Origin of the sequence: Treponema denticola (assembly GCF_024400535.1) — a bacterium.
In the GTDB taxonomy this organism is placed as follows: Bacteria; Spirochaetota; Spirochaetia; order Treponematales; family Treponemataceae; genus Treponema_B; species Treponema_B denticola_C.
Genome location: NZ_CP038800.1, coordinates 1,045,344 through 1,066,429 on the forward strand (window position 1 = coordinate 1,045,344; position 21,086 = coordinate 1,066,429).

Here is a 21,086-nt window from a genome sequence, read left to right on the forward strand (position 1 = left end):
CTGTTCAATTTTAAGGAAGGATTTTATATAGGATGAAAAAAGAAAACCAAGAACATCTCCCTGTTATGGGGGTAGGGCCGGTGTGTATTGCAATTATGATTGCGTTCACCGCTGCAGGGATTGCGCTTGTCAAATTCAATATGCTTACAAGCGGCTATGTTGGCGGCGGGGTCATTACGGTTCTTTTTGTAATTGCCGGAATCTTGTGTATTGCAGGCGGTATTATCTTGTGGTACGCTGCGGTATTCAGTGCCAAGATCGACATCACGATAAAATCGAACCGGCTTGAAACCGGCGGCGTGTATGCCATCGTGCGTAATCCCATTTATTCCGCTTTTTTGTTTATCTGTATCGGTGCTCTGCTATTCTGCCGGAATTGGTATGTATTGATTTTGCCGCCGCTCTTTTGGGTATACCTTACCGTGTTTATGAAGCTCACGGAAGAAAGATGGCTTTCAGAACGCTTCGGCGAGGAATATAAAGCTTATAGTAAACGGGTCAACCGCTTTATTCCGTGGAGAAAGAATACATAATCAATTGGTAATGGATAATTTGTAATTGGTAATTAAAGTAGCCTACGTACGGTATGCGGTAATTACACATTAAACATTACAAATTATCAATTGATATAAGGGAGGTTTATTTATGAGAAGAGTAGACAGGGCAGTAACGGATAATCGGCAAATACAATCAATTATCGAAAAAGCAAAGGTTGTACATATCGGTATGATCGATAATGACAGGCCGTATGTAGAGCCGATGCAGTACGGTTTTATATTTAACGAAGGCAAATTGACTTTATATGTGCATTGTGCAAAAAAAGGGCGGAAGCTGGATATTATCAACAAGAACCCGCATGTTTTTATCGAGCTTGAAACGGAAGCTGTGATTATTTCCGGAGGAGAAATTCCGTGTGCGTACGGATCGGAATATGCAAGCGTTATGGGAGACGGCACAGCTGTTTTTGTTGAAGATGTAAAAGAAAAAATTTTAGGCTTGCAGCTGCTGATGAAAACACAGACAGGCAGAGATTTTGAAATAACCGAACAGATGACAAAACAGGTTACTGTTTTACGTATTGATGTTCCATGTGTAACAGCAAAAAGCAGAGCTAAGGTTTAATAGGAGGATACTATGTGTAAAGAATGCTATGTAAGTGAAAACAGAATTACCCCATTACTGAATCCCGTAGATTGCTTGGAAAATCATACGCAATATATCTGCGGAACCTGCGGCCGATGTATTTGTATTGAACATGATCCGCAACGGGGTTTGCAAAGATGGAATTTCCCGTTTAAATCATTGGAAATTGCAAAACTCTATTTGCGGACTGCGGATTATACCGAAAAGAAGGCCTGCGGTATCTACGAAATAGAAAACAGCAAGGGTAAAAAATCATATAAAATTTTCCCGTCCTATGACGATCTGCTTTTATTTTTGGAAAAGAATAAAGACAAACAATGCAAACAAACCGAACCTCTTTTTACTGTTGGGAAATATAAAGAATATCCGCATACACAGATACGTATGTTGACTCCTGCCGAAGTAAAAAAATACATGAGTGAGCGTGAAAACTGAAGAAATCGGAATGAAGCATAAAAAATGCATCAACAATATTTTTTCATAAAGAGGCTTTAATGCAGATAATCTACGAAACTAACGGCTTAGGTTTTCTTGGTTGGATAAAAGATTTACCCGGCGCTTATATTCGGGGGAAGACACCGGAAGAGGCTAGGGGTAAAGTCAATAAAGAAATAGCTTTATATACTGAATGGCTTAATTTTGAAAGAGCTGTCGATATTCAAATAAATGAAGAAATAAAAGAATCCGGTTTACACATTGAGGATGCCGATTCGGATATTATATTTGATTCGGAGCTAATCGATTTTGATAAGCAAGACGATTTTCTTTTTTGGTGTAATAAAGTTTTACTTTCCGGAACAAAAACTGAAGAAATATATAAAAAAATGAAGAATAAATCGCTAGTTGACATTACGATGAAGCGGAAAACTTTTTACGGTGATGTATATTGTACAATTAATGATCAATATCGTCACATTGTTAATGTTCAAAATTACTATTTAAATCAAATCGGTACTGAAATGAATATAGCCGATGAGTTCCGGCTCAATCGTATGAAATTTATAGAAAAACTAAAGGAAAAATATCTAAAAGAGGGCAATAAGCTGTATCGTAATGAGAGTGAGGATTGGACGGTTAAAAAAGTAATTCGTAGAACGATTTGGCATGACCGCATTCATATCAGGGCGATAGAAAGAATGGAAAAACGCTTAAGCGGATGACTTGAGGTAATAGCTCCATTATTACCTCGAATATCATAAAATATAAGGAGGGAAAAATTATGGATTTAAGTTTTAGGTTATCAAAAGATGCCGAGTACATCGCATTAATGAATAAAGATGTACAAGAGCTTCATTATAGATTGTATCCTGAGTATTTTAAACCTTTTTCATATGATGAAACATTAAACTTTTTTAAAAAGCAATTACAAGAAAAAAATTGGTTTTGCTATATTGTCTCTTGTGACGGAAAAGATGCCGGTTATGCTTTATTTTATATTCGGGATTATCAAGAAAATCCTTTTAGAAAAGCCTATAGAGGAATACATATCGATCAAATCGGCATAGCTCCTGAATATAGGCGAAAGGGAATCGGCAAGGCCCTTATAAAAGAAATTGAAAAAATTGCCGTTAAAGAAAAAGCCTCACAAATTGAGCTGAGCCATTGGGAACTGAACGAAGATGCAAAGTGTTTCTATAAGAGTCTTGGTTTTGATACATATATCAGATTTGTTGTTAAAAAGATGTAAAGAAATAAATTAAGCAAGCTTAACTGTTAATATGGAATAAGAATGCTAAACTGTAATATTTATATATTGTTGTTTTTTAGAAGCATTTCTTTATCTTGCATTTTCCGATGAAAAGGTATACAATTAGCCTTTAAATAGGCACGGCAAGAGGTGATTTCAAGATGAAATATACTCTAGTGCTAAGGAGTTATAAAAATGGCAAGAGGAAAGCGTTTTTCATTGTGCAGCAAGTTTATGGTTATATTCGGTCTGCTTATTTTGATAGTCAGTTTTATATTAAGTTTTTTATCGATACGTATTGCACGCAAAGCAGTAGTCGAAAAAGTTGATACTCATCTTATCGATAAGGCATCCGCTACGGCAGAAATCATAGACGGGCGTATTTCGATTTTTTTTCAAATTCTTGAGGATATCGCTAGGGAACCGGTTTTAAAGGATCCGGCAGTGCCGTATCAGGATAAGGTAGATTATTTACAAAAAGCGGTTTCTTCTAATGAAAAAATAGAACAGCTTAATCTATATGGGCTTTCCGGTGTGCGCACGGCGAGCGATGGAAAGATTGTAGATGTGCATGATCGCGAGTGGTTTAAAGCGGCTTCTTCAGGTAATAAATTTATTTCGGAACCGCTTCTTTCCAGATCTCTGAATAAATTTACAATTATATTTGCATTACCATTATATGACAACAATCGTAATATGCTCGGTGTATTAAATTGTGTTGTTGATGCGAAGCATCTTTCAAATATTATTTCCGATATAGTTGTCGGTAAAACCGGTTATTGCTTTATTATCGGTTTAACTGGAACTATGATTGCAATAAAAGATTTTGATCAAGTAACAAATATGACAAATATATTGAAAATGTCGGAAACAGATAAAAAACTTGCATCCCTTGCAGCGTTTGAAAAGACTGCACTCGAACATGACAAGCCGTCGGTCGGCTTTTATGAATACGAAGGCATAAGCAAAATCGCTTCCCATGCAAAAATTAAAACTTCCGGATGGACGGTTATTATTACCGCTCCGGTAAATGAATTTATGGAAACTGTCAATTCTTTGCGCCTTTCGTTGATAGTTATCTCTCTGATTATTTTAGGCGGAGCCCTTGTCCTCATTTATTTGGCTGCCCGCTACATGGTAAGACCTGTTCAAAAAGTTGTCAATGCATTACGGAATATTGCACAGGGTGAAGGAGACCTAACTGTCCGGCTTCCTATCCATGGCAATGATGAAGTTACCGATTTATCGGAGTACTTTAATCAAACTATTTCAAAAATAGGTTCAGCAGTTAAGCAAGTAAGTCTAAGCAGCATAGATATGGAAAATATAGGCAATGAGCTTGCATCTAATATGACAGAAACAGCTAGTGCCGTACACCAAATAAGTGCAAACATAGAAGGCGTAAAACAGCAGACCCTTACCCAAGCTGCAAGCGTTACAGAAACGGCCGCTACCATTGAAGAGATTATCCGTACAATAAAGCAGCTTAATGGAAGTATCGAAAATCAGGCAGCGAGTGTTGCAGAATCTTCGTCCGCTATTGAGCAGATGGTGGGCAACATAGCTTCAATCACGCAGACTCTAGGTAAAACCGATGATGTTATAAAAACTCTTGCAGATGCTACTGCCGACGGTCAAGAGACAATAGCCAATTCAAATTCCGTTACCCAAAAAATAGCTGAAGAGTCGGGCAGCCTTTTGGAAGCCTCAAGTGTTATTCAACACATAGCATCGCAGACAAACTTGCTTGCTATGAACGCCGCAATAGAAGCTGCCCATGCAGGAGAGGCCGGTAAAGGATTTGCGGTTGTTGCCGATGAAATCCGTAAGCTAGCAGAAGAGTCCAGTACTCAAGGAAAAACCATTACTTCTACCCTAAAGGTATTGTCAGGCGAGATAGAAACTCTTTCAGCTTCTTCAAGAACAGTAGAAGAAAAATTCAAGTCTATTTTTGATCTTTCTGAGCATGTAAAAACTATGAGTCAAAACCTGATGAATGCTATGCGTGAACAGGAGAACGGCAGCAAAGAGGTATTGACTGCGATTCGTGACATAAACATGGTAACCAATCAAGTAAATGACGGTTCTAACGAGATGCTCATAGGCGGTGAGAATGTAGCTAGAGAAATGCAAAAGCTTGATGATCTTACGCGCATGATTACCGACAGTATGAACGAGATGGCGGCAGGCGCCGTTCATATAAACAATGCCGTGCAGGAAGTAAATGATATAAGCCAAAAGAATAAGGCTAGTATTAAAAACCTTGCTGAAGAGGTTGGGAAGTTTAAGGTCTAATCAGGTTTAGTTTTGTATATAAGAAATTTATCGAGCCTAAACCGCTTGAAAAAAAACTTTAGTTTGAATATAATCCAGAAATAATTTACTCTTGGAGCATTTAGAATGGAAACTAAATCTTTATTTAAGAAAGAAATTGGGGCAGAAAACTTTATATTTTTAGCTTTGTTTTCTGCTTTCTTTTTCGGCGTCGGCTCGGTTATGGGCGGCGTAAATATGATTAAGACCATGATGGAAACAGGCTTTGATTTACTTATCAATATCTGTTTGTATCTAATGGCTGTAGCGGTATTGGCCGGAGCTATTTCGGGTCTTTTTTCGGAATTCGGAACCATTGCTTTGATTAACAAAATCTTGTCCAAACTGATGAAACCCTTGTACGATTTACCGGGAGCTTCCTCCCTCGGTATCTTAAACTGTTTTTTATCGGATAATCCCGCAATTTTAACCCTTGCCGATGACGATAATTTTAGACGCTATTTTAAACAGTACCAGCTTCCTGCCCTTACAAACTTAGGTACAGCCTTCGGTATGGGCTTGATTACCACAACGGCTATGATGGGCTTAAATGTAAAATCGGCAGTTCCGGCTGCTTTAATCGGAAATGTCGGAGCCATAGCCGGAAGTATAGTTTCGGTCCGCTTGATGATTTACTTTTCAAAAAAACGATACGGAACTGAAGCCTTTGTTTCCACAAAAAGGGTTGAGCCCATCCCCGGAAAAATGCGCCCCGTTATAGAAGGCGGACCGGGAGGACGGTTTATTCAGGCCATGCTTTACGGCGGAAAATCCGGAGTCAGCATGGGCTTGGCTATTATTCCGGGTGTAGTAATTATATGCACAATAGTCATAATGCTTACAAACGGCCCAAGTGCCGACGGTACATATACGGGAGGAGCCCGAGAAGGAATCGCCGTTCTTCCATGGATAGGTCAAAAGCTAAGTTTTATATTGAATCCTATGTATGGCTTCAGCAGCCCTGAAGCTATCTCCGTTCCGATTACGGCACTAGGTTCTACAGGAGCAGCCCTCGGCATTGTAAAAGAAATGTCTTTCGCCGGAAAAATAAATGCAAACGATATAGCAGTCTTTACAGCTATCTGTATGTGCTGGAGCGGTTATATTTCTACCCATATCGCAATGATGGATGCTCTCGACACAAAGGAGATGACGGGCAAGGCTATTTTAAGTCACACAATAGGCGGTCTCTTTGCAGGCTTTGTTGCCCACCTTATAGCCTTTGTGCTCTAAACTGATGGCAAGCATAATGATTCAAGGGACTACCTCCTCTGCGGGCAAGTCCCTTTTTTGTACAGGCCTTTGCAGAATCTTTAAAAAGAAGGGCTTAAAAGTTATTCCTTTTAAATCTCAAAACATGTCCTCGATTTTTTTTACCACAGCTGACGGGAAAAAAATAAGCAGTGCCCAAGCCCTTCAAGCGAGGGCTGCCGGTATTGAACCCCGTCCCGAAATGAATCCGATTCTCCTCATACCCAAAACGGATGTAGGCTCTAAGGTTATAATCTTAGGGGAAGAACAAAAGGAGATGAAGGCAAGGGAATATTTTGAATATAAAAAGACCTGTAAACCTATGATTTTGGAAACTTTTCAAAAACTTGAAAAGGAAAACGATATTGTTGTCATAGAGGGGGCAGGAAGTCCTGCCGAAATAAACCTAAACCAAAACGACATTGTCAACATGGGCATGGCCGAGATGGCCGATGCTCCCGTTCTATTGATTGCCGACATCGACAGGGGCGGCGTCTTTGCCCAGCTCTACGGAACCGTAATGCTCCTCCCCGGAAAAGACAGGAAAAGAATTAAGGGCATGATTATAAATAAATTCCGCGGAGATAAGAGCCTCTTAGATCCCGGCATCAAGATGATTGAAGACCTTGTAAAGATTCCCGTGATAGCAACTATTCCCTACATGCACTTAGAACTCGCCGATGAGGACAGCCTCATAGACGACGATAAAAAATGCAATACCCAAGCCCAAAGCGATGCCGAGCTCGAAAAAGAACTGGATAAACTCGCTGCCCTCATCGAAGAGAACAGCGATATGGATTTTATCTGTAAAACCGTAGGTATTAAAAGATAGCTTTCAATTTATTTTTCCTTTTTTCATAATGCAGGAATAATAGTATAACTATAATTGAATTAAATTCCCCTTACAAAACTGCGTTAAGTGTGGTATAATGTATGTCAAGGAGGGAGTATGACAAAACGTTTTGAAGACCTGACCATAGCCGACGATTTTATGTTCTGCAAGGTCATGCAGGACGAAGCAATCTGCAAAGAATTCCTTGAAATGGTCTTAGCCGGCAAAATCGGGAAAATTGCCTGCCTGTCACCGCAAAACACCGTAGCGGCCGGCGTTGAAGCAAAGTCGGTGCGTCTCGATCTGCTCATAAAAGACGAAACGGGCAAATTCTACGACATTGAAATGCAGGTAAGCAATGAGCACAATATCCCAAAACGTATGCGCTACTATCAGGCGGCAATCGACATCGCATTCTTGGACAAAGGTGCTCACTACAAAGCCTTAAACGACTGCTACATTATCTTTGTGTGTCTCTTCGACGCGGTCGGAAAAGGCAAGCCCCTCTACACGTTTGAAAACATCTGTCTTGAGGACAAGGAAACGCCCTTACAAGACGGCACAAAAAAGATTATAATAAATGCGGAAGCCTTTAATAAAGCCGAAGACGCAGAACTAAAAGGCTTTTTAGAATACCTCAAGACAGGAACGGCAAACACTGAATACACAGGGAGGATAGAAACGATGATACAAGCAGTAAAACAAAATGAACAAGCACGGCAAGAATACCGCTTTATGTCGGGATTCGAGATGGATGCCCGGGAAGAAGGCAGAAGCGAAGGCTTTTCCGACGGCTCGCATCAAAAAGCCCTTGAAACGGCAAGACTGATGCGTGCACATAATTATCCGCTTGCCGAAATTTGCACAATATCGGGTCTTTCCCGCGAAGAAATTGAAAAACTGTAATTCGGTTTATTCCCCGCACGTCCTGTGCGGAATTGTTAATGGAGAATTGATTCAGGCGCAACATAATGGGGCGCACTCCCCCAGCATAATGGTAGGCAGTCTACCACGGTAATGGGGTACAGTGCCCCAGCATAGTGCGGGTACATCCCGCAGCGTAATGCGGGACAGTCCCGCAGGATAATGCAGCACACCTCTGCACTATAATGCAGGACACAGCTGCGCTATAATGCAGGAGAGCCCAAACACTGTTAAAATTTCTTTGCGCTCTTTGAATCTTTGCGGTTAAATAAAAGAAAATACACCGCCAAGGCCGCAAGGGACGCAAAGGGTAAATTTAAGGATCATATTAAAACACCATTGAAAAATTCTTTGCGTCCTTTGTATCTTTGCGGTTAAATTATAGAATTTTTAATGGAACACTGCCTCGTTTCTATGGGCTAGGGGGCAGTAGTTGTTAATTTCCCATCATTATCCACATACCAGTTTTGAGCCCCCTTCTTTGTAACTTTAAATTTATTTGCATTTTCAGCAGTAGAACCGGTTAAAACTGTGGTTGTGTTAAGATAATTACCATCTGGCACGGTAATTCTTGCAGCTTGGTTTTGACCGGCAGTTAAGGTACCTGTAATTTTAATTGTCTTATTATTGAACAGATAAACATCATTTCTACCGTGTGTATGCTCATCTCCGTCGGTTGAAGGTGTTATTTTGGCAACTTCGGATATATTAAATGTTCCGTTTTCAAAATAACAGCCGCCTCCTTGTCCGGCTGTATTTTTTTTAATTTCTCCGCCTGACATATTTAATGTTCCCCCTGCTAAATATATCCCGCCTCCTCTTAATGTCGAAGAATTTTCATCTATTATAGCTGAAACTATTTTTGTATTTCCTTTAGTATAAATTCCTCCTCCATAATTTTTTGCCTCATTTTTATATATTTTAACCCCGCTAAGTTCAAGAGTGCCACTGCTACCTACAAATATCCCGCCTCCATGAGCAGTGGTCGAGCTGCCTGTGTCTTTAAGTGCTTTACAATTTTGGATCAATGAGCCGTTTTCAATCTTTAAAGAGCCTCCTAGAACGACAATACCGCCTCCATTTGATTTAGCAGTACAATTGTCTATAGTTATTCCTGATAAGGTAACACCTCCACTTAGAATCTCTATGCCTCCGCCTGAATCTGTTGAATAACCGTTTTTTAGTTCAAGGTTCTCTAATCTAACTACAGCATCGTTTTTAATCTTAAATATTTTATGTTTTTTACTAATGCCGCTGAATGTAAAGGTATCAAGATTAAGCTCCATAATATTTCGTGAGGAAGGATTATTTCCCTTAATAGTCATATTCTTCGTTATTTCTATTGTGCCGTAATTTTCTTCATCAGTACCGTATGCGGCCGTAAGATTACTATTAACAAGAATAGTATTATACTTGCCTTCTTTAACGGCTTTTTTTAATTCTTTCCAAGATGTAACAGTTATAGTCTTGTTTGCAAGCTCCAATTTTCCGGCAGCATTGATTTTCCACTTTTTACCATCAGTATCATCGGTAACCTTGAATTTGGATACTTGATCTGCAAGTATAACGCCGGGAGCGGCTGTTAAGACAGTGATTGTAGGATTACCTACCGAAGGATAGTTTTCAGGGCTTATTCTGGCGACAGAGGTTTCAGTTAGTGAACCTGTAACAGTGATTACCTTATCTGCAGGAAGATAAATATCGTTTTTTCCTAGTTTGTTTTCATCGGGGTCCGCAGAAGGAACTATTTTTGCATCGCCGGATATTTTGAAAGTTCCGTTATTGTAGACTGCCCCTTCAAGTTTTGCTTCATTCTCTTTTATTTCCCCGCCTTCCATTATGAGTTTACCTGAATTATATATACCGCCGCCATTGCCTGTAATAATGCTTCCGTTAGAGTTTTTTGCCTTATTTCCCTGTATAATACAAGAGTTTTTTACAGTAAGAGTTCCGTGTTCCGAAATATAAACACCTCCTCCTCCGTCAGCACCGACACTTGATTCATTATTTAATATTTTTGCACTACCCTGTAAAACAAGACTTCCTTTATAAAGATATATACCCCCTCCTTTACCGTTACTTTGACAAATATTACCGCTTATTTCGGCAGAGTCTTCAATTATGTTTTCACCTAAATTGGTATGAATGTAAATTCCGGCTCCTTTTTCTGCTGTATTGGATAAAATCTTTGATGAACCCTTTATCCATAATCTTCCATCAGAAGAGCTGCTTATATAAATTGCACCGCCTTCTCCTAAACTTGCATTATTTTTACATTCAGTTATAGTTACATTTTCAAGTTCTAATGATGCTCCTGTTACATGTACTCCTGCCCCGGGAGAGTCTTTTCCTTTTTTAAGAGTTATATCTTTTAACTTAAGACTTGCTCCGTTATAAACCTTAAATATCCTATGCTTTTCATCTGCATTTAGTACAGCCGAAGTACTTTCACCCTTGATTGTAAGGTTTTTAGTTATTGAAATTTCTGAAGTGGTAGTATCTGCTATAAGAGTATTTTTTACGGTTATAGTATCGCCGGAATTTGCTGCATTTACGGCATCTTGAAGTCCTTGCCAGCTCGTAATTTCAGTAATTTCTTTTTTTAGTACAAGAGCATTTAGTGAGGAAACCCTTTGAAGCGACCAAGTTTGCCCGGGTTTCTGAGTTAAACTAAATTTAGATATATCCTCATCAGTTAAGGTATAGCTTTCGCCTTTTACTACCTGTCTACCGGGAGTATATGTATTGTTTGCAGGCGTTATTCTGGCGACATAGGTTTCAGTTAGTGCACCTGTAACAGTGATTACCTTTTCTGCAGGAAGATAAACATCGTTTTTGGTTGGGTCAATAGTGATTTTTGCAGAACCGGATATTTTGAGAATTCCGCCGTTATAGATAGCTCCGCCTAAACCGTTCGAAGAAATGGTTCTATTGTTTCTTATTACAGAATTACCCTTAATATCAATATTACCGGTTGAAGATATAGCTCCTCCTGCCATACCGGCTTCAGAATCGGCTATATCCGTATTGTCAAGAGTTAAAACCGAGCCATTTCCGGCTTTTATAGCCCCGCCTGTAGCCTCATGAGGACTTCCTTCAACTTTTCCGTTTTGAAGTGTAAGGCCTGTCAAGTTCAAAGATTTTCCGATTTTTATCGTGAAGATCCGATGAAGGGTACCGGGTTTATTAGAACCGTCCTTATTAGCATCGATGATGTCGCCGGCTTTTCCGTTTAAGCCTTGGATATTTATGTCTTCTTTTACCTCAATTTCTCCCGAGTTATTTGCTGCACTCGTTGAAATTATATGCCCTTTTATATAAATAGTATCCCCGAAAGAAGCAAGGTTTACAGCCTTTTTAAGAATATGCCATGAACTATCACCGGTGCGTACTTCCTTTTTTATTCTATAGTAATAAGTCTTTTCATCACTGTCGGTATAATTCGGCCCGCTTGCCTTTAATTTAACCTCGTATATTTCATCCACTCCCGGAATCGGGTCCAGTAATATCTTTGTAATACCTCCGCTTTGTTGGCTGCTGCCTTTAGGTCCTGTAAAACCTGAGGGAGCTGGAGTAGAGTCTGACAGTTTTACCTCGGCCTCTATAGTTACACCGGAAGAAGGATAAGCAGTATTATGAGCTTTTAGTACAACAGTGTTTCCCAAACATGAAGATATGTGAATCGGATTCGTAGATGTACCGGTGCTCAATGCAGTTTCATTATCCGTATAGACTCCGGAGCTTGTTAATGTATTCATTCCGGAATCGTAAGAAATTTGCGGAACAGGAAGTTTTGCCGAATCTGTTTTACCTTTAGTTTCAGGGGAGTAAAGAGATTTTGAGTCCTTTAGTTTAAGTATGTACCTTGAACCTTGTCCGGTTTTTACCCTTGTTTTGATACAAAGCATCCATTTTCGCTCATCCGCACCGGGAATAGCCTTAAAAAGGCTTAAGTCTACTCCTGATACATCATGGGATTGAAGAGGTGCAATTGTTTCAGTTGGAGAAAGGATTTGTCCCATGGACTCACTCACATCGAAGCCGTCTTTTGTTAATTTTACCGGGATAGAGGCTTTTTGACTTTCTTCTTCAGTTAAGTAAATCTCAGATATGTCCCCATGAAGTAAATTTTCAGTATCAATTAAATGGTCAAGCCCTTCAAATTTAAAGATTAAAACATAATACCAATCAGTCCCCTGTTGTATTTTTCCTGTAGTAAACCACTGAGGCTGAGGGGGAGGCGTATTGGCTCTTAGCTTATAAGAGTAGTTTTGATCGAATTTTCTTTTATCGTTTTTATTATATAGGTTTATTTTAGGATTTAGATCCGCTTTTCCCTGTTCGTTTTTAAGTAAAAATTCTTTTGTATAAGTTAGCTCGAGTTTATCGAAAGCTTTTTGAGCTAAAGAATAATCTTCCCCGAATTCAGGCCTTCCTCCGCTTTTACCCTTTACGTTTTCATCAAAGATGATAATATCAGCCGGAGCGTCCGGATCATTGGGCATTAAAAATTCAAATTTTTGAGAGTTATGCAGATTAAAATAAATGTGGGTATCTTTACCCGATGGCAAGGAGGAAAAGCCGTCCCCGTCAACCGGAACTCCGGAGGGAATTTCAATTCCGATTATCTTTGCACTATCTGTCCAATATGAAAAGGTTTCTTCAACGCTGTCAACAAGCTGCTTGCATGATGTTAAACTGACTAAAAACAATAAGGGCAAAAATTTGCGTAAAATTTTTTTCATAATTTATATTTCTCCTATAGGTTAAAATTCCCAGCCTAGAGAAAGGGAAGGCTGAATTATATATTTAGGAAAATCTTTTCTAAATAGAATTATGTGATCTAAATTTATTTCAAGGTATAATTTTTTATAAAGATAAACTTGAAAAGCTGTTCCTCCGTTTACGGATGGACACCAAAACCAATATGCCGGACTTTGTATACCGGATTCAGCGTACTTAAATTGTGCTTGTATTAAAAATGCTGCGCCTCCTCCCAAATGCAGATCAAAATTAAGTCTATGCTTGATTATTGGAAACATGTATACCAAGTTAAATTGAGGCAGCACAAAACCGGCTTTTAATGTATAAATTTCATCTTTAGGATTTTTTAAAAATAAGCTTGAAGCTGAAAGATTAAAACCTATGTGACCGTAAATTTTTTTTATAGGTACAATGCTAAACCGTAAAGAGCCTCCGGCAGGATAAATATTTGATTTAAAATATTGATATAATATTTTATTTTGTATAAAGGCGCTAAAAGTATAGCCTAAAGATAAAAATATGTCGAGAGGTTTTTGGAATGCAAAATTTATATTTTGGGAGCTATCGTGTAAACCGCTCGGATCTGTTGCTGTAAAAGTATAAGTTCCGGGAGTGAGCTTTGAAAAATCCAGTTTAAGTTTTATTTTTTTTCCGTCGTTATCCGTTTCGATTACGGTACATGGGACTGAATATCCTTTATCTTTGTTCAAAGTAAATATTGTTTCCGAAAAAAGATTATTACCTAAGACGATGACCGAGTCCGAATTCGTCTCATCGAAGTATATTTTATTGACGGATAATGATAAAACTTCAGGCTGATAGGCGACTCGTACATCAAAATTTCTATATTTACTTGCGAATTCCGTCTGATTAAGAAGATTAATTACAGCTACCTTATAGCGGTATTTTCCCGGCTTTAAAGAAACATTGATTGAATTCTTTTTTAAAATTTTTTTATCGATTTGTGCCCAGTTGCCTGATTTATCTTGCTTTTCGAGTATAAATTCAAAGCCTAATATGTCGTCTATTGCTTCCCATGATAAATGCTGATATAAAGATGCTCCCTGATTGCCTTCTTCTATAAAATAACTTTTTTTGCCCTTATCTTCACTATTTATATTTTCTTGTGCATATAAAAATAAAACTGCATAAAATAATATAATTACGATAAAATATTTTTTATTTTCCATACATAATACCTGTTTCATCTGTTTCAAGTTTTTGAGCTTGGGGTAAATCTATTTTAAATTTTAAAGTAGATTTATTTCCGTCTTGAATTATGCCATCCTTAAATTTTCGTTGTGCTTTTACTTCAATATAAAACATATCTCTTGATAATAAATTCAATTTATCAAAATCAAATATAATATTTCCTGAATTGGTTTGAGTTATAGTGTCTCTGTAAACGGTTTTTGAGGAATTGTATATGCGCACGATATAATAAGCTGCATCAGGTACTCTTTTCCAAATAAATTTAATGCTTCTATTATTTTTAAAGAAAGAGACATCTAAATTTTGATTTTTCGCAGGCGAAATAATATCGGGCGCCGGCAATTTAGGAATGGGTAATACGGTAAATGATGATCCGTTTTTGCTTGAAATATCGAACCCTTTTGAGGTTTTTGCTTTTATCCTCCAGCTATATTTGCCGGCACCTAGAGGCGGCAGTTGAATCTCTTTATCAGGATTTTTTATTGAAAGTATAGTTTGTTTTTGCCCTGCTTTAATAAGAGTCAGCTCCGATTCTTCGGGATCTTCAACAGAATCCCACTTTAAAACAGTAGTTTGTAAAACCGCATCTATTCCTTTGATATTTGAATTATTTTTAGGATATATAAGTTCAATCGGTTTTAAATGCATTAAAGCCGTTTCATGATCAGCCGTATAACCGTATCTGCGGCCTGATTTTTCAGTCAAGGCAGCAAACCCTTGAACACTGATTATGTATGTTCCGTCTAAAATCGATTTCATGTCTAATTCGATTTCAGTATCTGTAACATATAAATTTTCATATATAGGTTTTTGATTTAATCCTTTAGGTGTAATTCTGACTTGATAAAAATCCGCCTCAGGAACCTTTTTCCATCTGAATTTATTTTTTTCTGAGGGTAGAATAATTATCTTATCTTGTAAGCCTACAAACTCAGGTTTAGGAAGAGGGGGTACTATATTTAGTTTTTTAATTTCGGTTTTTAATTCTTCTTTTCCCGTATTGATTAAGACCCTCCAGAACCACTCTCCTCTGTCTAAGGCTATACCTCCTATGCCTGAATTAAGAGCCTTTGTATTTAGATTGATATTTTTAAAATCAGGAGATGAAGAAACTTGAAAATATTGTTCGCCTGCCGAATTGGTTTTCCATGTAAAGTGTGTATCAATGCAGTATGTATCTGTAATAATATAATCATCAGGCGGAAAAACCGATCGGACAAATAGATCATCACCCCCAATTTTAATTTTTTGAGGTTTGCTGAATGCCAAGGTTTCATCATTTTTATCTAACGCACTTATATCCCAATAATAGTCCGAAGAGGCTAGTTCCTTTTCCAAATCTTTGATTTCAAAGTAGTTTGAGATTAATATCTTTTGTAAGACGACATTATCCATGTTTTCATCCGAAGATACGCGAAGACTGTATTTTTTTGCTTCGGGTATGCTGCTCCATGAAAAAGAGGCTTTTTTATCTTCGCCCATTTTGATGATAGATTGGGATACTTTTAGCTCAATAATATCTCGGCTTTTTCTCTTTTCCATATCAAAGCTGCCTATATTGGAGCTTTGCAAAAAGTCAGGTTTATCGATAAAGTAATCGGGTATAACCCTCCAATACCATTTTCCTTCTTCAAGGCCGGAAATGTTTATTGAGCTTGTATTTACTGTCCGGTTGATTTTAGGATTTTTTAGTTCGGCGTTGTCCGCTATTTCTATACGATAGGATGCCGCTGCAGGATTCCCCTTCCATGAAAACCTTATAGGTGTATCATCGTTATATAAAAACTTCTCGTCTAAAGCCGGCTCTATAAGTAGGGGAGGCGGAGCTTCAATGACTATTAGTTTTCCGGTTACGGCTGAAGAGTCTTTTGGTCCCATTGAAGAGGCATAAAGCCTCCAATATACGGTGCCGGCTGAAATCTTTTTTCTTAGTTCATTGATGCCTTGTATCGGAATTTTTTCCGTTAAGGTATTAAAATTTTGTCCCTGAGACATCTCAAAAATAATTTCTTCCGATTCAGGGAAAGAGCTATGCCACTTAAATCCTACTTCAATAGGTTCTCCTTCTTTATTAAAATTAAAAATTTTATTTAAAAGAGAAGGGCTTATCATTGTAATTGAAGCCTCAGCCTGATCCGCAAATATTTCTCCTGACGACAAAACAGCTTCTTTTGTTTCGCCGGAGGCATTTTCCGTTTTTACATCTTCAGACTTGTAAACAGAAGCTTCACCTTTTTCTACTGCCAGCTTTATAGAGGCTTCTTCAGATTTTGAACTGTGAAGAATGGATTCTTTTTCAATAGAAACGGCAGTCTGTCCTGACTTTAAAACCATTTTAGTATCTGCTGTTTTAACGGAAACATTACCGCTGTTTATCTCCAAAGAAACAGCTTCTTCTGTTTTGGGTTTAAAGATCTGAATCATTGTGTTTTCACCCACATTTATTATGCTTTTATCCGTAAAATAAATTACAGCTTCCGAATCCGCTGCCGTCCGTATTGTATCTCCATTATAAACATTAGCATATTGAGAAGGCCGATCCCAAACTGCTCTGTCAATAAATTTTCTTTGAACTCTATTATATTTATAGCTTACAATAGCTATAGAAGGATTATCTCTTGAAATAGTTTTATTTAAATTTTTTAAAAAGAAAAATAGGGACGTTCCTGCTATGGAAAATGCAAACAGAACAACCAGTATGTCTGCAATCCTATTATCTAATTTAGGATTGGATCTTGTATTTTTTTTCGTCTTCATTTACATCCACCTTTGAAAAATCAGGAGTAGGGATTCCCAGTACCTTTCTGATTTGGCTTAAATTTTTAGGGCCTTTTATTCCTGCTCCGGGAATATCTTTTTCGTTAGGCATATTTATTAAGGCGAAAACACGTAGGGGTTTTGATTTACCCTTAACTGTAACCGGCGGCATCTCTTCAACAACTACATATTCTTTTACCAAATTGTAAGTATATTCGGTAATAAGAATATCGGTTCCCATGGGTTTATTTAAAGCCTCAACACGGGAGGCAATGTTTACCGCATCTCCTATGACCGTGTATTCCATTCTTTCATGTGAGCCGATTTGTCCTGCAACTACTGCTCCGGAATTTATTCCGCATCCTATTCTTATGATAGGCTTTTTTTCTCCGCCTCTGCCGCGGTTAAAAAATATCAGAGCGGCTCTCATCTTAAGGGCTGCGCGCAAACAGTTTAATGCATCTTCTTTAGAATTACCTGTAGATGCCGGTGCTCCCCAAACAGCCATAATTGCATCCCCTATAAATTTATCTACGGTTCCATTTGTCTTATTTACACAATCGACCATTAAGGTCATGTACTCATTTAAGAATTCTACAACCTCTGACGGTTTCATCTTTTCGGAAATAGCCGTAAATGAGCGTATATCGGAAAAGAAAATAGTTGTTTCCTTTGTCTCTCCTCCTAGAACCAATTCGCCCCGCATTGCAAGCTCCGCTATTTCTTTGTTTATAAAGCGGCCGAAAGAATCTTTAAGCCGTTCTCTTTCTGCGAGACCTTTACCCATTTCGACAAAACTCGTAGTTAAAAGTCCCAACTCATCCTTTGTTTTTGCTTGTAAATCTATTTCATAGTTTCCCTGTTTTATTTCGGTTGCAGCAATGGCTAATTTTTTTACAGGAGTACTTATAGATTTTGAAAAAAACCAGACAAAGATGACCGATAAGGATAAAACAATTATAGTTAAATAAATGTTCCTTTTTGTGGTATTTTCTACAGGTTCCAAAAGTATATCTGCCGGTGCACTTGTAAGAACTGCAAGATCTCCCAATGAGAGCCTGTTATAGGAACCGAAGTATGCTTTTCCGTCTTCATCTTTTACAAGAACCTGTCTGTTGATATCCCCATTTTCTCTCATTTGGGAAAATAAGGAAAAGTTGCTTACATTTACCCCGTTTTTTACAAGATTAAAATCGGGATGAATGAGAATATCTCCTCTATTGTTTACAAGATAGGTAGTTTGTATAGTGCCTGTACCGAAAGTTTCGGAAAGTTTTTCTGCCGAAAAAAAGACTATCAAGCCTTGATTTAAACCTTTTTCGGTATAGGGGTAAAATAAAACCAGCATGGGCATATCAAATAAGGGAGCGGCGTTTAATATTTGGATTATTCCATTTTCCGTTTGGATCATGAAATCTTTTGACTCTGATAAGAATGTTTCAATCAAAGCCGGATCAATACCGTTTACCGTAAAAAAGTTTGAACTTAAAAGTTTAGTTTCAATTCCTCCTTGCTTTTTGGAGTCGGTAAGCAATATGGCAGCAGTATACGGATTGCGTTCAAAATAAAGGGCAGAGGCTTGATTTTGAAACGAGCTTGAACTTTCATTATTGTTCAGCAGATCCAAAAGTAAAAAGGCATTAGATCTTATTTCAGTTAAGTCTTTTTCTGCTGAAAAAGCCGCCTGTTTATTTACAGTACGGTTATTTTCTTCAGAAGTAAGCTCTACATCTTGTCTTCCAAACCATGTAACAAGGGCTGTAATACCTCCCAATGATAAAATTATCAAAATAGATATAATGGTAACCAGTTTTACTCCTATCGAAAATCTTACCTTAGTTTGTCTGCTCATCTATAAAATAACCCCTCAATCAAAACCGTGAATTTTCTTGCATCATCCGGTAATATTATCATAATTTAAAGGTTCTTTCAAGACTACAAATTTTTGTTTTTAATCCCCCCCCTTGTCTTTCTCCTCTAAAAGTGCTATAAAATAAGGACTCAAGTCAGGTTATACGATTATGGAAAGCTTAAAAAAAGCACCTCACATAACTTTATATATTCTTTTCTTTTTTTTGTTCTATCTTTCGAGCGTTAAGCACATAGAAATTTTGATAGTCTGGGTTTTTATAGTTATTTCCGTGATTTTGATTTTTTCGCCTGAAAGGATTAAAAACCTCAAATCGGTTCTGGGCGTTTTGCCCTTTGTGATAATGATTTTGCTTCCCTTCGTAATAAGGGGCCTTTACAATGTTCCGATAGAACAAAGATATTTTTCTGCAAAGCTCATCCTGCGGCTAATGTGTGCGATGATGACGATTTCCTTTATTTCTTCAAAATATTCTTACCTTTACTTGGTCGAAGGCGTTATGAAGCTCGGCCTTCCCAATTTTTTAAATCAAATTATTTCTCTTACCTTTAGATACTTTTTTATGGTAAGAACGGATCTGGACAAGACTGCAAAGGCTATGAGTGCCCGCTGTTTTGACAATGCCCGCACCTTTTCAAAGGTTTCAACCTACGGCGAAATGATAGGCGGCTTTTTTTTGAAGGCGGCGGATCACGGCGACAAGGTTTATAATGCGATGAGAGCACGGGGTTTTACCTCCGAAACCAAATTTAAACCCGAAAAAATTGCCTCGCCCTTTTACATAGGCCTTCTTGTCTTCTTTGCTTTGCTTTTTATAGGCCTCACAATAATAGAAAGATTTATGGAGATTCCATGGCTGTTTTAATAGAAAATTTATCCTACACTTATCCCGATGGAAGGAATGCAATCAAGAATATAAATGCTCATTTTGAAAAAGGAAAGAAGACGGCCGTAGTCGGTCTAAACGGTTCCGGAAAGTCGACCCTCCTTTATCATCTTAACGGAACAATTTTGCCTCAAACGGGAAGGGTGAATATTTTGGGTGAAGAGGTTTCTAAAAAGACCTTAAATTCCGTAAGAAAAAAATCGGGCTTCCTCTTCGATTATCCCGACCATCAGCTTTTTTTGACAAGCGTTTACGAGGACATCGGCTTCGGGCTAAAGAATTTGGGTATGGGCAGGGGAGAAATAGAAGCTGCCGTTGACCGTATCTTAAAAAAACTGAATATCGAGCACCTAAAGGATTATTCGCCCTATCAGCTTAGTTTGGGGCAAAAGAAGATTTGTGCCATAGCCGGTGTCCTTGTTATGGAGCCTGAAATCATCGTATGCGATGAGCCTTTTTCGGGCCTTGATAGCAAGGTAAAGGCTGCCTTTAAAGCTATCTTGGACGATTTTTCCAAAGAAGGAAAGACGATTATTTTTTCGACCCATGATCAGGATTTTTGTTATGAGTGGGCCGATAATGTTTATGTGATGAACGAGGGAGAGTTGATTGCAGGAGGAGATGCCGTAAGCATTTTTAATAATGCGGAAGTGCTGCAAAGGGCAGGTATAGTTATGCCTAAACTTGCAAGGCTTTTCGGTCATAAAAATCCCGCACCTCGTTCTGTTGAAGATGCCCTAAATTTATTATAAATAAAAGAAGTCTTGATAAACAGTTCGGCAGAAATTCCGCCTCACTGTTTATCTTTGATTTAGGAGGAATTTATGCATATATCCGATGGAGGATTATCGACGGCGGTTTGTGCCGTAGGTTATGCGGCAAGCGCTGTAGGAATTGCCTTTGCCGTCAAAGGAACAAAAGAAGAGGATATCCCGAAAATAAGTCTTATGGCGGGAACTTTTTTTGCTATTTCGTTGATTATGATTCCGATACCGCCGAGCTCGGTTCATCCGCTCATGTGCGGACTGATAGGAATTATTGTCGGGCGTAAGGCGCCCCTTGCATTTTTTCCCGCCCTGCTGCTGCAAGCTCTTTTATTTCAGCACGGCGGGATTACAACCCTCGGAGCTAACACCCTGATGCTTTCTATTTCTTCAATATTATCGGCAATTATTTTTTATAATTGGAAAAGCGATAATGTGCTTTTAAAGGGAATGGTTGTCGGAGCCTTGTCTGTTATCTTTGTAGTTTTGGTTTTATCGGTTCTTCTTATGACGGGTGGAAGTTTTGCAAAAGAAACATTTATAGCTATCTTTGTTTCTCACTCCGTAGTTATGGCGGTCGAGGCTGTAATTACCGGCTTTGCTGTCAAGCTTATGATGAAGGCGAGACCCGATTGGTTTAAACGGAATTTATAGGAAAATCAATTATTTTTTAGAAGGTAAAA

The 21,086-nt window shown here is 38.2% G+C and carries 16 protein-coding genes; 12 read left to right on the plus strand and 4 right to left on the minus strand.

The genetic code is table 11. The features are described from left to right. Positions 1-32: 32 nt before the first annotated feature. From E4N78_RS04735 to E4N78_RS04775, 9 genes are all read left to right on the plus strand, one after another. A complete protein-coding gene (locus E4N78_RS04735; protein ID WP_255811898.1) occupies positions 33-533 on the plus strand; it encodes a methyltransferase family protein in 501 nt (166 codons plus the stop codon). A 112-nt stretch (positions 534-645) separates the two neighbouring features. After that, entirely contained in the window at positions 646-1,122 is a 477-nt protein-coding gene (locus E4N78_RS04740; protein WP_255811899.1) for a pyridoxamine 5'-phosphate oxidase family protein, read from the plus strand. Positions 1,123-1,134: 12 nt separating this feature from the next. Beyond that, positions 1,135-1,578: a hypothetical protein gene (locus tag E4N78_RS04745; RefSeq protein WP_255811900.1), complete on the plus strand. Its 444-nt coding sequence runs from the start codon at positions 1,135-1,137 to the stop codon at positions 1,576-1,578. Between the two features lie 59 nt (positions 1,579-1,637). After that, positions 1,638-2,303 (plus strand): hypothetical protein, encoded by a 666-nt coding sequence (locus E4N78_RS04750; protein ID WP_255811901.1) that lies wholly within the window; start codon positions 1,638-1,640, stop codon positions 2,301-2,303. 59 nt (positions 2,304-2,362) lie between these two features. Beyond that, positions 2,363-2,830 carry a GNAT family N-acetyltransferase gene (locus E4N78_RS04755; RefSeq protein ID WP_255811902.1) on the plus strand — a complete coding sequence of 156 codons (468 nt, stop codon included), beginning with the start codon at positions 2,363-2,365 and terminating at the stop codon, positions 2,828-2,830. A gap of 195 nt (positions 2,831-3,025) precedes the next feature. Continuing rightward, positions 3,026-5,125, plus strand: coding sequence for a methyl-accepting chemotaxis protein (locus E4N78_RS04760; protein WP_255811903.1), 2,100 nt, complete (start codon positions 3,026-3,028; stop codon positions 5,123-5,125). A 105-nt stretch (positions 5,126-5,230) separates the two neighbouring features. Beyond that, positions 5,231-6,376: a CD0519/CD1768 family membrane protein gene (locus E4N78_RS04765; protein WP_255811904.1), complete on the plus strand. Its 1,146-nt coding sequence runs from the start codon at positions 5,231-5,233 to the stop codon at positions 6,374-6,376. A 4-nt stretch (positions 6,377-6,380) separates the two neighbouring features. Further along, positions 6,381-7,226: a cobyric acid synthase gene (locus tag E4N78_RS04770; protein WP_255811905.1), complete on the plus strand. Its 846-nt coding sequence runs from the start codon at positions 6,381-6,383 to the stop codon at positions 7,224-7,226. A 117-nt stretch (positions 7,227-7,343) separates the two neighbouring features. Beyond that, complete coding sequence (locus tag E4N78_RS04775) at positions 7,344-8,132, plus strand: Rpn family recombination-promoting nuclease/putative transposase (RefSeq protein WP_255811906.1); 789 nt, start codon at positions 7,344-7,346, stop codon at positions 8,130-8,132. 437 nt (positions 8,133-8,569) lie between these two features. On the opposite strand, the gene E4N78_RS04780 is transcribed toward E4N78_RS04775, so the two are convergent. Genes E4N78_RS04780 through E4N78_RS04795 form a run of 4 tightly spaced genes read right to left on the minus strand, consistent with a single transcriptional unit; the run spans position 8,570 to position 18,735 of the window. Then, complete coding sequence (locus E4N78_RS04780) at positions 8,570-12,895, minus strand: hypothetical protein (RefSeq protein ID WP_255811907.1); 4,326 nt, start codon at positions 12,893-12,895, stop codon at positions 8,570-8,572. A gap of 21 nt (positions 12,896-12,916) precedes the next feature. Then, positions 12,917-14,122, minus strand: a complete 1,206-nt coding sequence (locus tag E4N78_RS04785; RefSeq protein WP_255811908.1) for a hypothetical protein — start codon at positions 14,120-14,122, stop codon at positions 12,917-12,919. Further along, on the minus strand, positions 14,094-16,883 hold the full coding sequence (locus E4N78_RS04790; RefSeq protein WP_255811909.1) for a FecR domain-containing protein: 2,790 nt from the start codon (positions 16,881-16,883) through the stop codon (positions 14,094-14,096). The genes E4N78_RS04785 and E4N78_RS04790 overlap by 29 nt, the downstream gene beginning before the upstream one ends. Beyond that, a complete protein-coding gene (locus tag E4N78_RS04795) occupies positions 16,849-18,735 on the minus strand; it encodes an adenylate/guanylate cyclase domain-containing protein (RefSeq protein ID WP_255811910.1) in 1,887 nt (628 codons plus the stop codon). The genes E4N78_RS04790 and E4N78_RS04795 overlap by 35 nt, the downstream gene beginning before the upstream one ends. 169 nt (positions 18,736-18,904) lie before the next feature. Between E4N78_RS04795 and E4N78_RS04800 the strand changes: the two genes are divergently transcribed. The 3 genes from E4N78_RS04800 (at position 18,905) to E4N78_RS04810 (ending at position 21,057) form a co-directional block, all read left to right on the plus strand. Next, positions 18,905-19,618, plus strand: a complete 714-nt coding sequence (locus E4N78_RS04800; protein WP_255811911.1) for an energy-coupling factor transporter transmembrane component T family protein — start codon at positions 18,905-18,907, stop codon at positions 19,616-19,618. Continuing rightward, positions 19,606-20,391, plus strand: coding sequence for an energy-coupling factor ABC transporter ATP-binding protein (locus tag E4N78_RS04805; protein ID WP_002675584.1), 786 nt, complete (start codon positions 19,606-19,608; stop codon positions 20,389-20,391). The genes E4N78_RS04800 and E4N78_RS04805 overlap by 13 nt, the downstream gene beginning before the upstream one ends. A gap of 72 nt (positions 20,392-20,463) precedes the next feature. Continuing rightward, complete coding sequence (locus E4N78_RS04810; RefSeq protein WP_255811912.1) at positions 20,464-21,057, plus strand: CbiM family transporter; 594 nt, start codon at positions 20,464-20,466, stop codon at positions 21,055-21,057. Positions 21,058-21,086: the final 29 nt, after the last annotated feature.

What these genes read in the sequence shown, in the direction of transcription:
- E4N78_RS04755 (WP_255811902.1), top strand. Translation starts at nt 2,363, where the DNA reads ATGGATTTAAGTTTTAGGTTATCAAAAGATGCCGAGTACATCGCATTA.
- E4N78_RS04800 (WP_255811911.1), top strand. Translation starts at nt 18,905, where the DNA reads ATGGAAAGCTTAAAAAAAGCACCTCACATAACTTTATATATTCTTTTC.
- E4N78_RS04735 (WP_255811898.1), top strand. Translation starts at nt 33, where the DNA reads ATGAAAAAAGAAAACCAAGAACATCTCCCTGTTATGGGGGTAGGGCCG.
- E4N78_RS04775 (WP_255811906.1), top strand. Translation starts at nt 7,344, where the DNA reads ATGACAAAACGTTTTGAAGACCTGACCATAGCCGACGATTTTATGTTC.
- E4N78_RS04765 (WP_255811904.1), top strand. Translation starts at nt 5,231, where the DNA reads ATGGAAACTAAATCTTTATTTAAGAAAGAAATTGGGGCAGAAAACTTT.
- E4N78_RS04760 (WP_255811903.1), top strand. Translation starts at nt 3,026, where the DNA reads ATGGCAAGAGGAAAGCGTTTTTCATTGTGCAGCAAGTTTATGGTTATA.
- E4N78_RS04745 (WP_255811900.1), top strand. Translation starts at nt 1,135, where the DNA reads ATGTGTAAAGAATGCTATGTAAGTGAAAACAGAATTACCCCATTACTG.
- E4N78_RS04795 (WP_255811910.1), bottom strand. Translation starts at nt 18,735, where the DNA reads ATGAGCAGACAAACTAAGGTAAGATTTTCGATAGGAGTAAAACTGGTT.
- E4N78_RS04805 (WP_002675584.1), top strand. Translation starts at nt 19,606, where the DNA reads ATGGCTGTTTTAATAGAAAATTTATCCTACACTTATCCCGATGGAAGG.
- E4N78_RS04740 (WP_255811899.1), top strand. Translation starts at nt 646, where the DNA reads ATGAGAAGAGTAGACAGGGCAGTAACGGATAATCGGCAAATACAATCA.
- E4N78_RS04790 (WP_255811909.1), bottom strand. Translation starts at nt 16,883, where the DNA reads ATGAAGACGAAAAAAAATACAAGATCCAATCCTAAATTAGATAATAGG.
- E4N78_RS04780 (WP_255811907.1), bottom strand. Translation starts at nt 12,895, where the DNA reads ATGAAAAAAATTTTACGCAAATTTTTGCCCTTATTGTTTTTAGTCAGT.
- E4N78_RS04770 (WP_255811905.1), top strand. Translation starts at nt 6,381, where the DNA reads ATGGCAAGCATAATGATTCAAGGGACTACCTCCTCTGCGGGCAAGTCC.
- E4N78_RS04750 (WP_255811901.1), top strand. Translation starts at nt 1,638, where the DNA reads ATGCAGATAATCTACGAAACTAACGGCTTAGGTTTTCTTGGTTGGATA.
- E4N78_RS04810 (WP_255811912.1), top strand. Translation starts at nt 20,464, where the DNA reads ATGCATATATCCGATGGAGGATTATCGACGGCGGTTTGTGCCGTAGGT.
- E4N78_RS04785 (WP_255811908.1), bottom strand. Translation starts at nt 14,122, where the DNA reads ATGAAACAGGTATTATGTATGGAAAATAAAAAATATTTTATCGTAATT.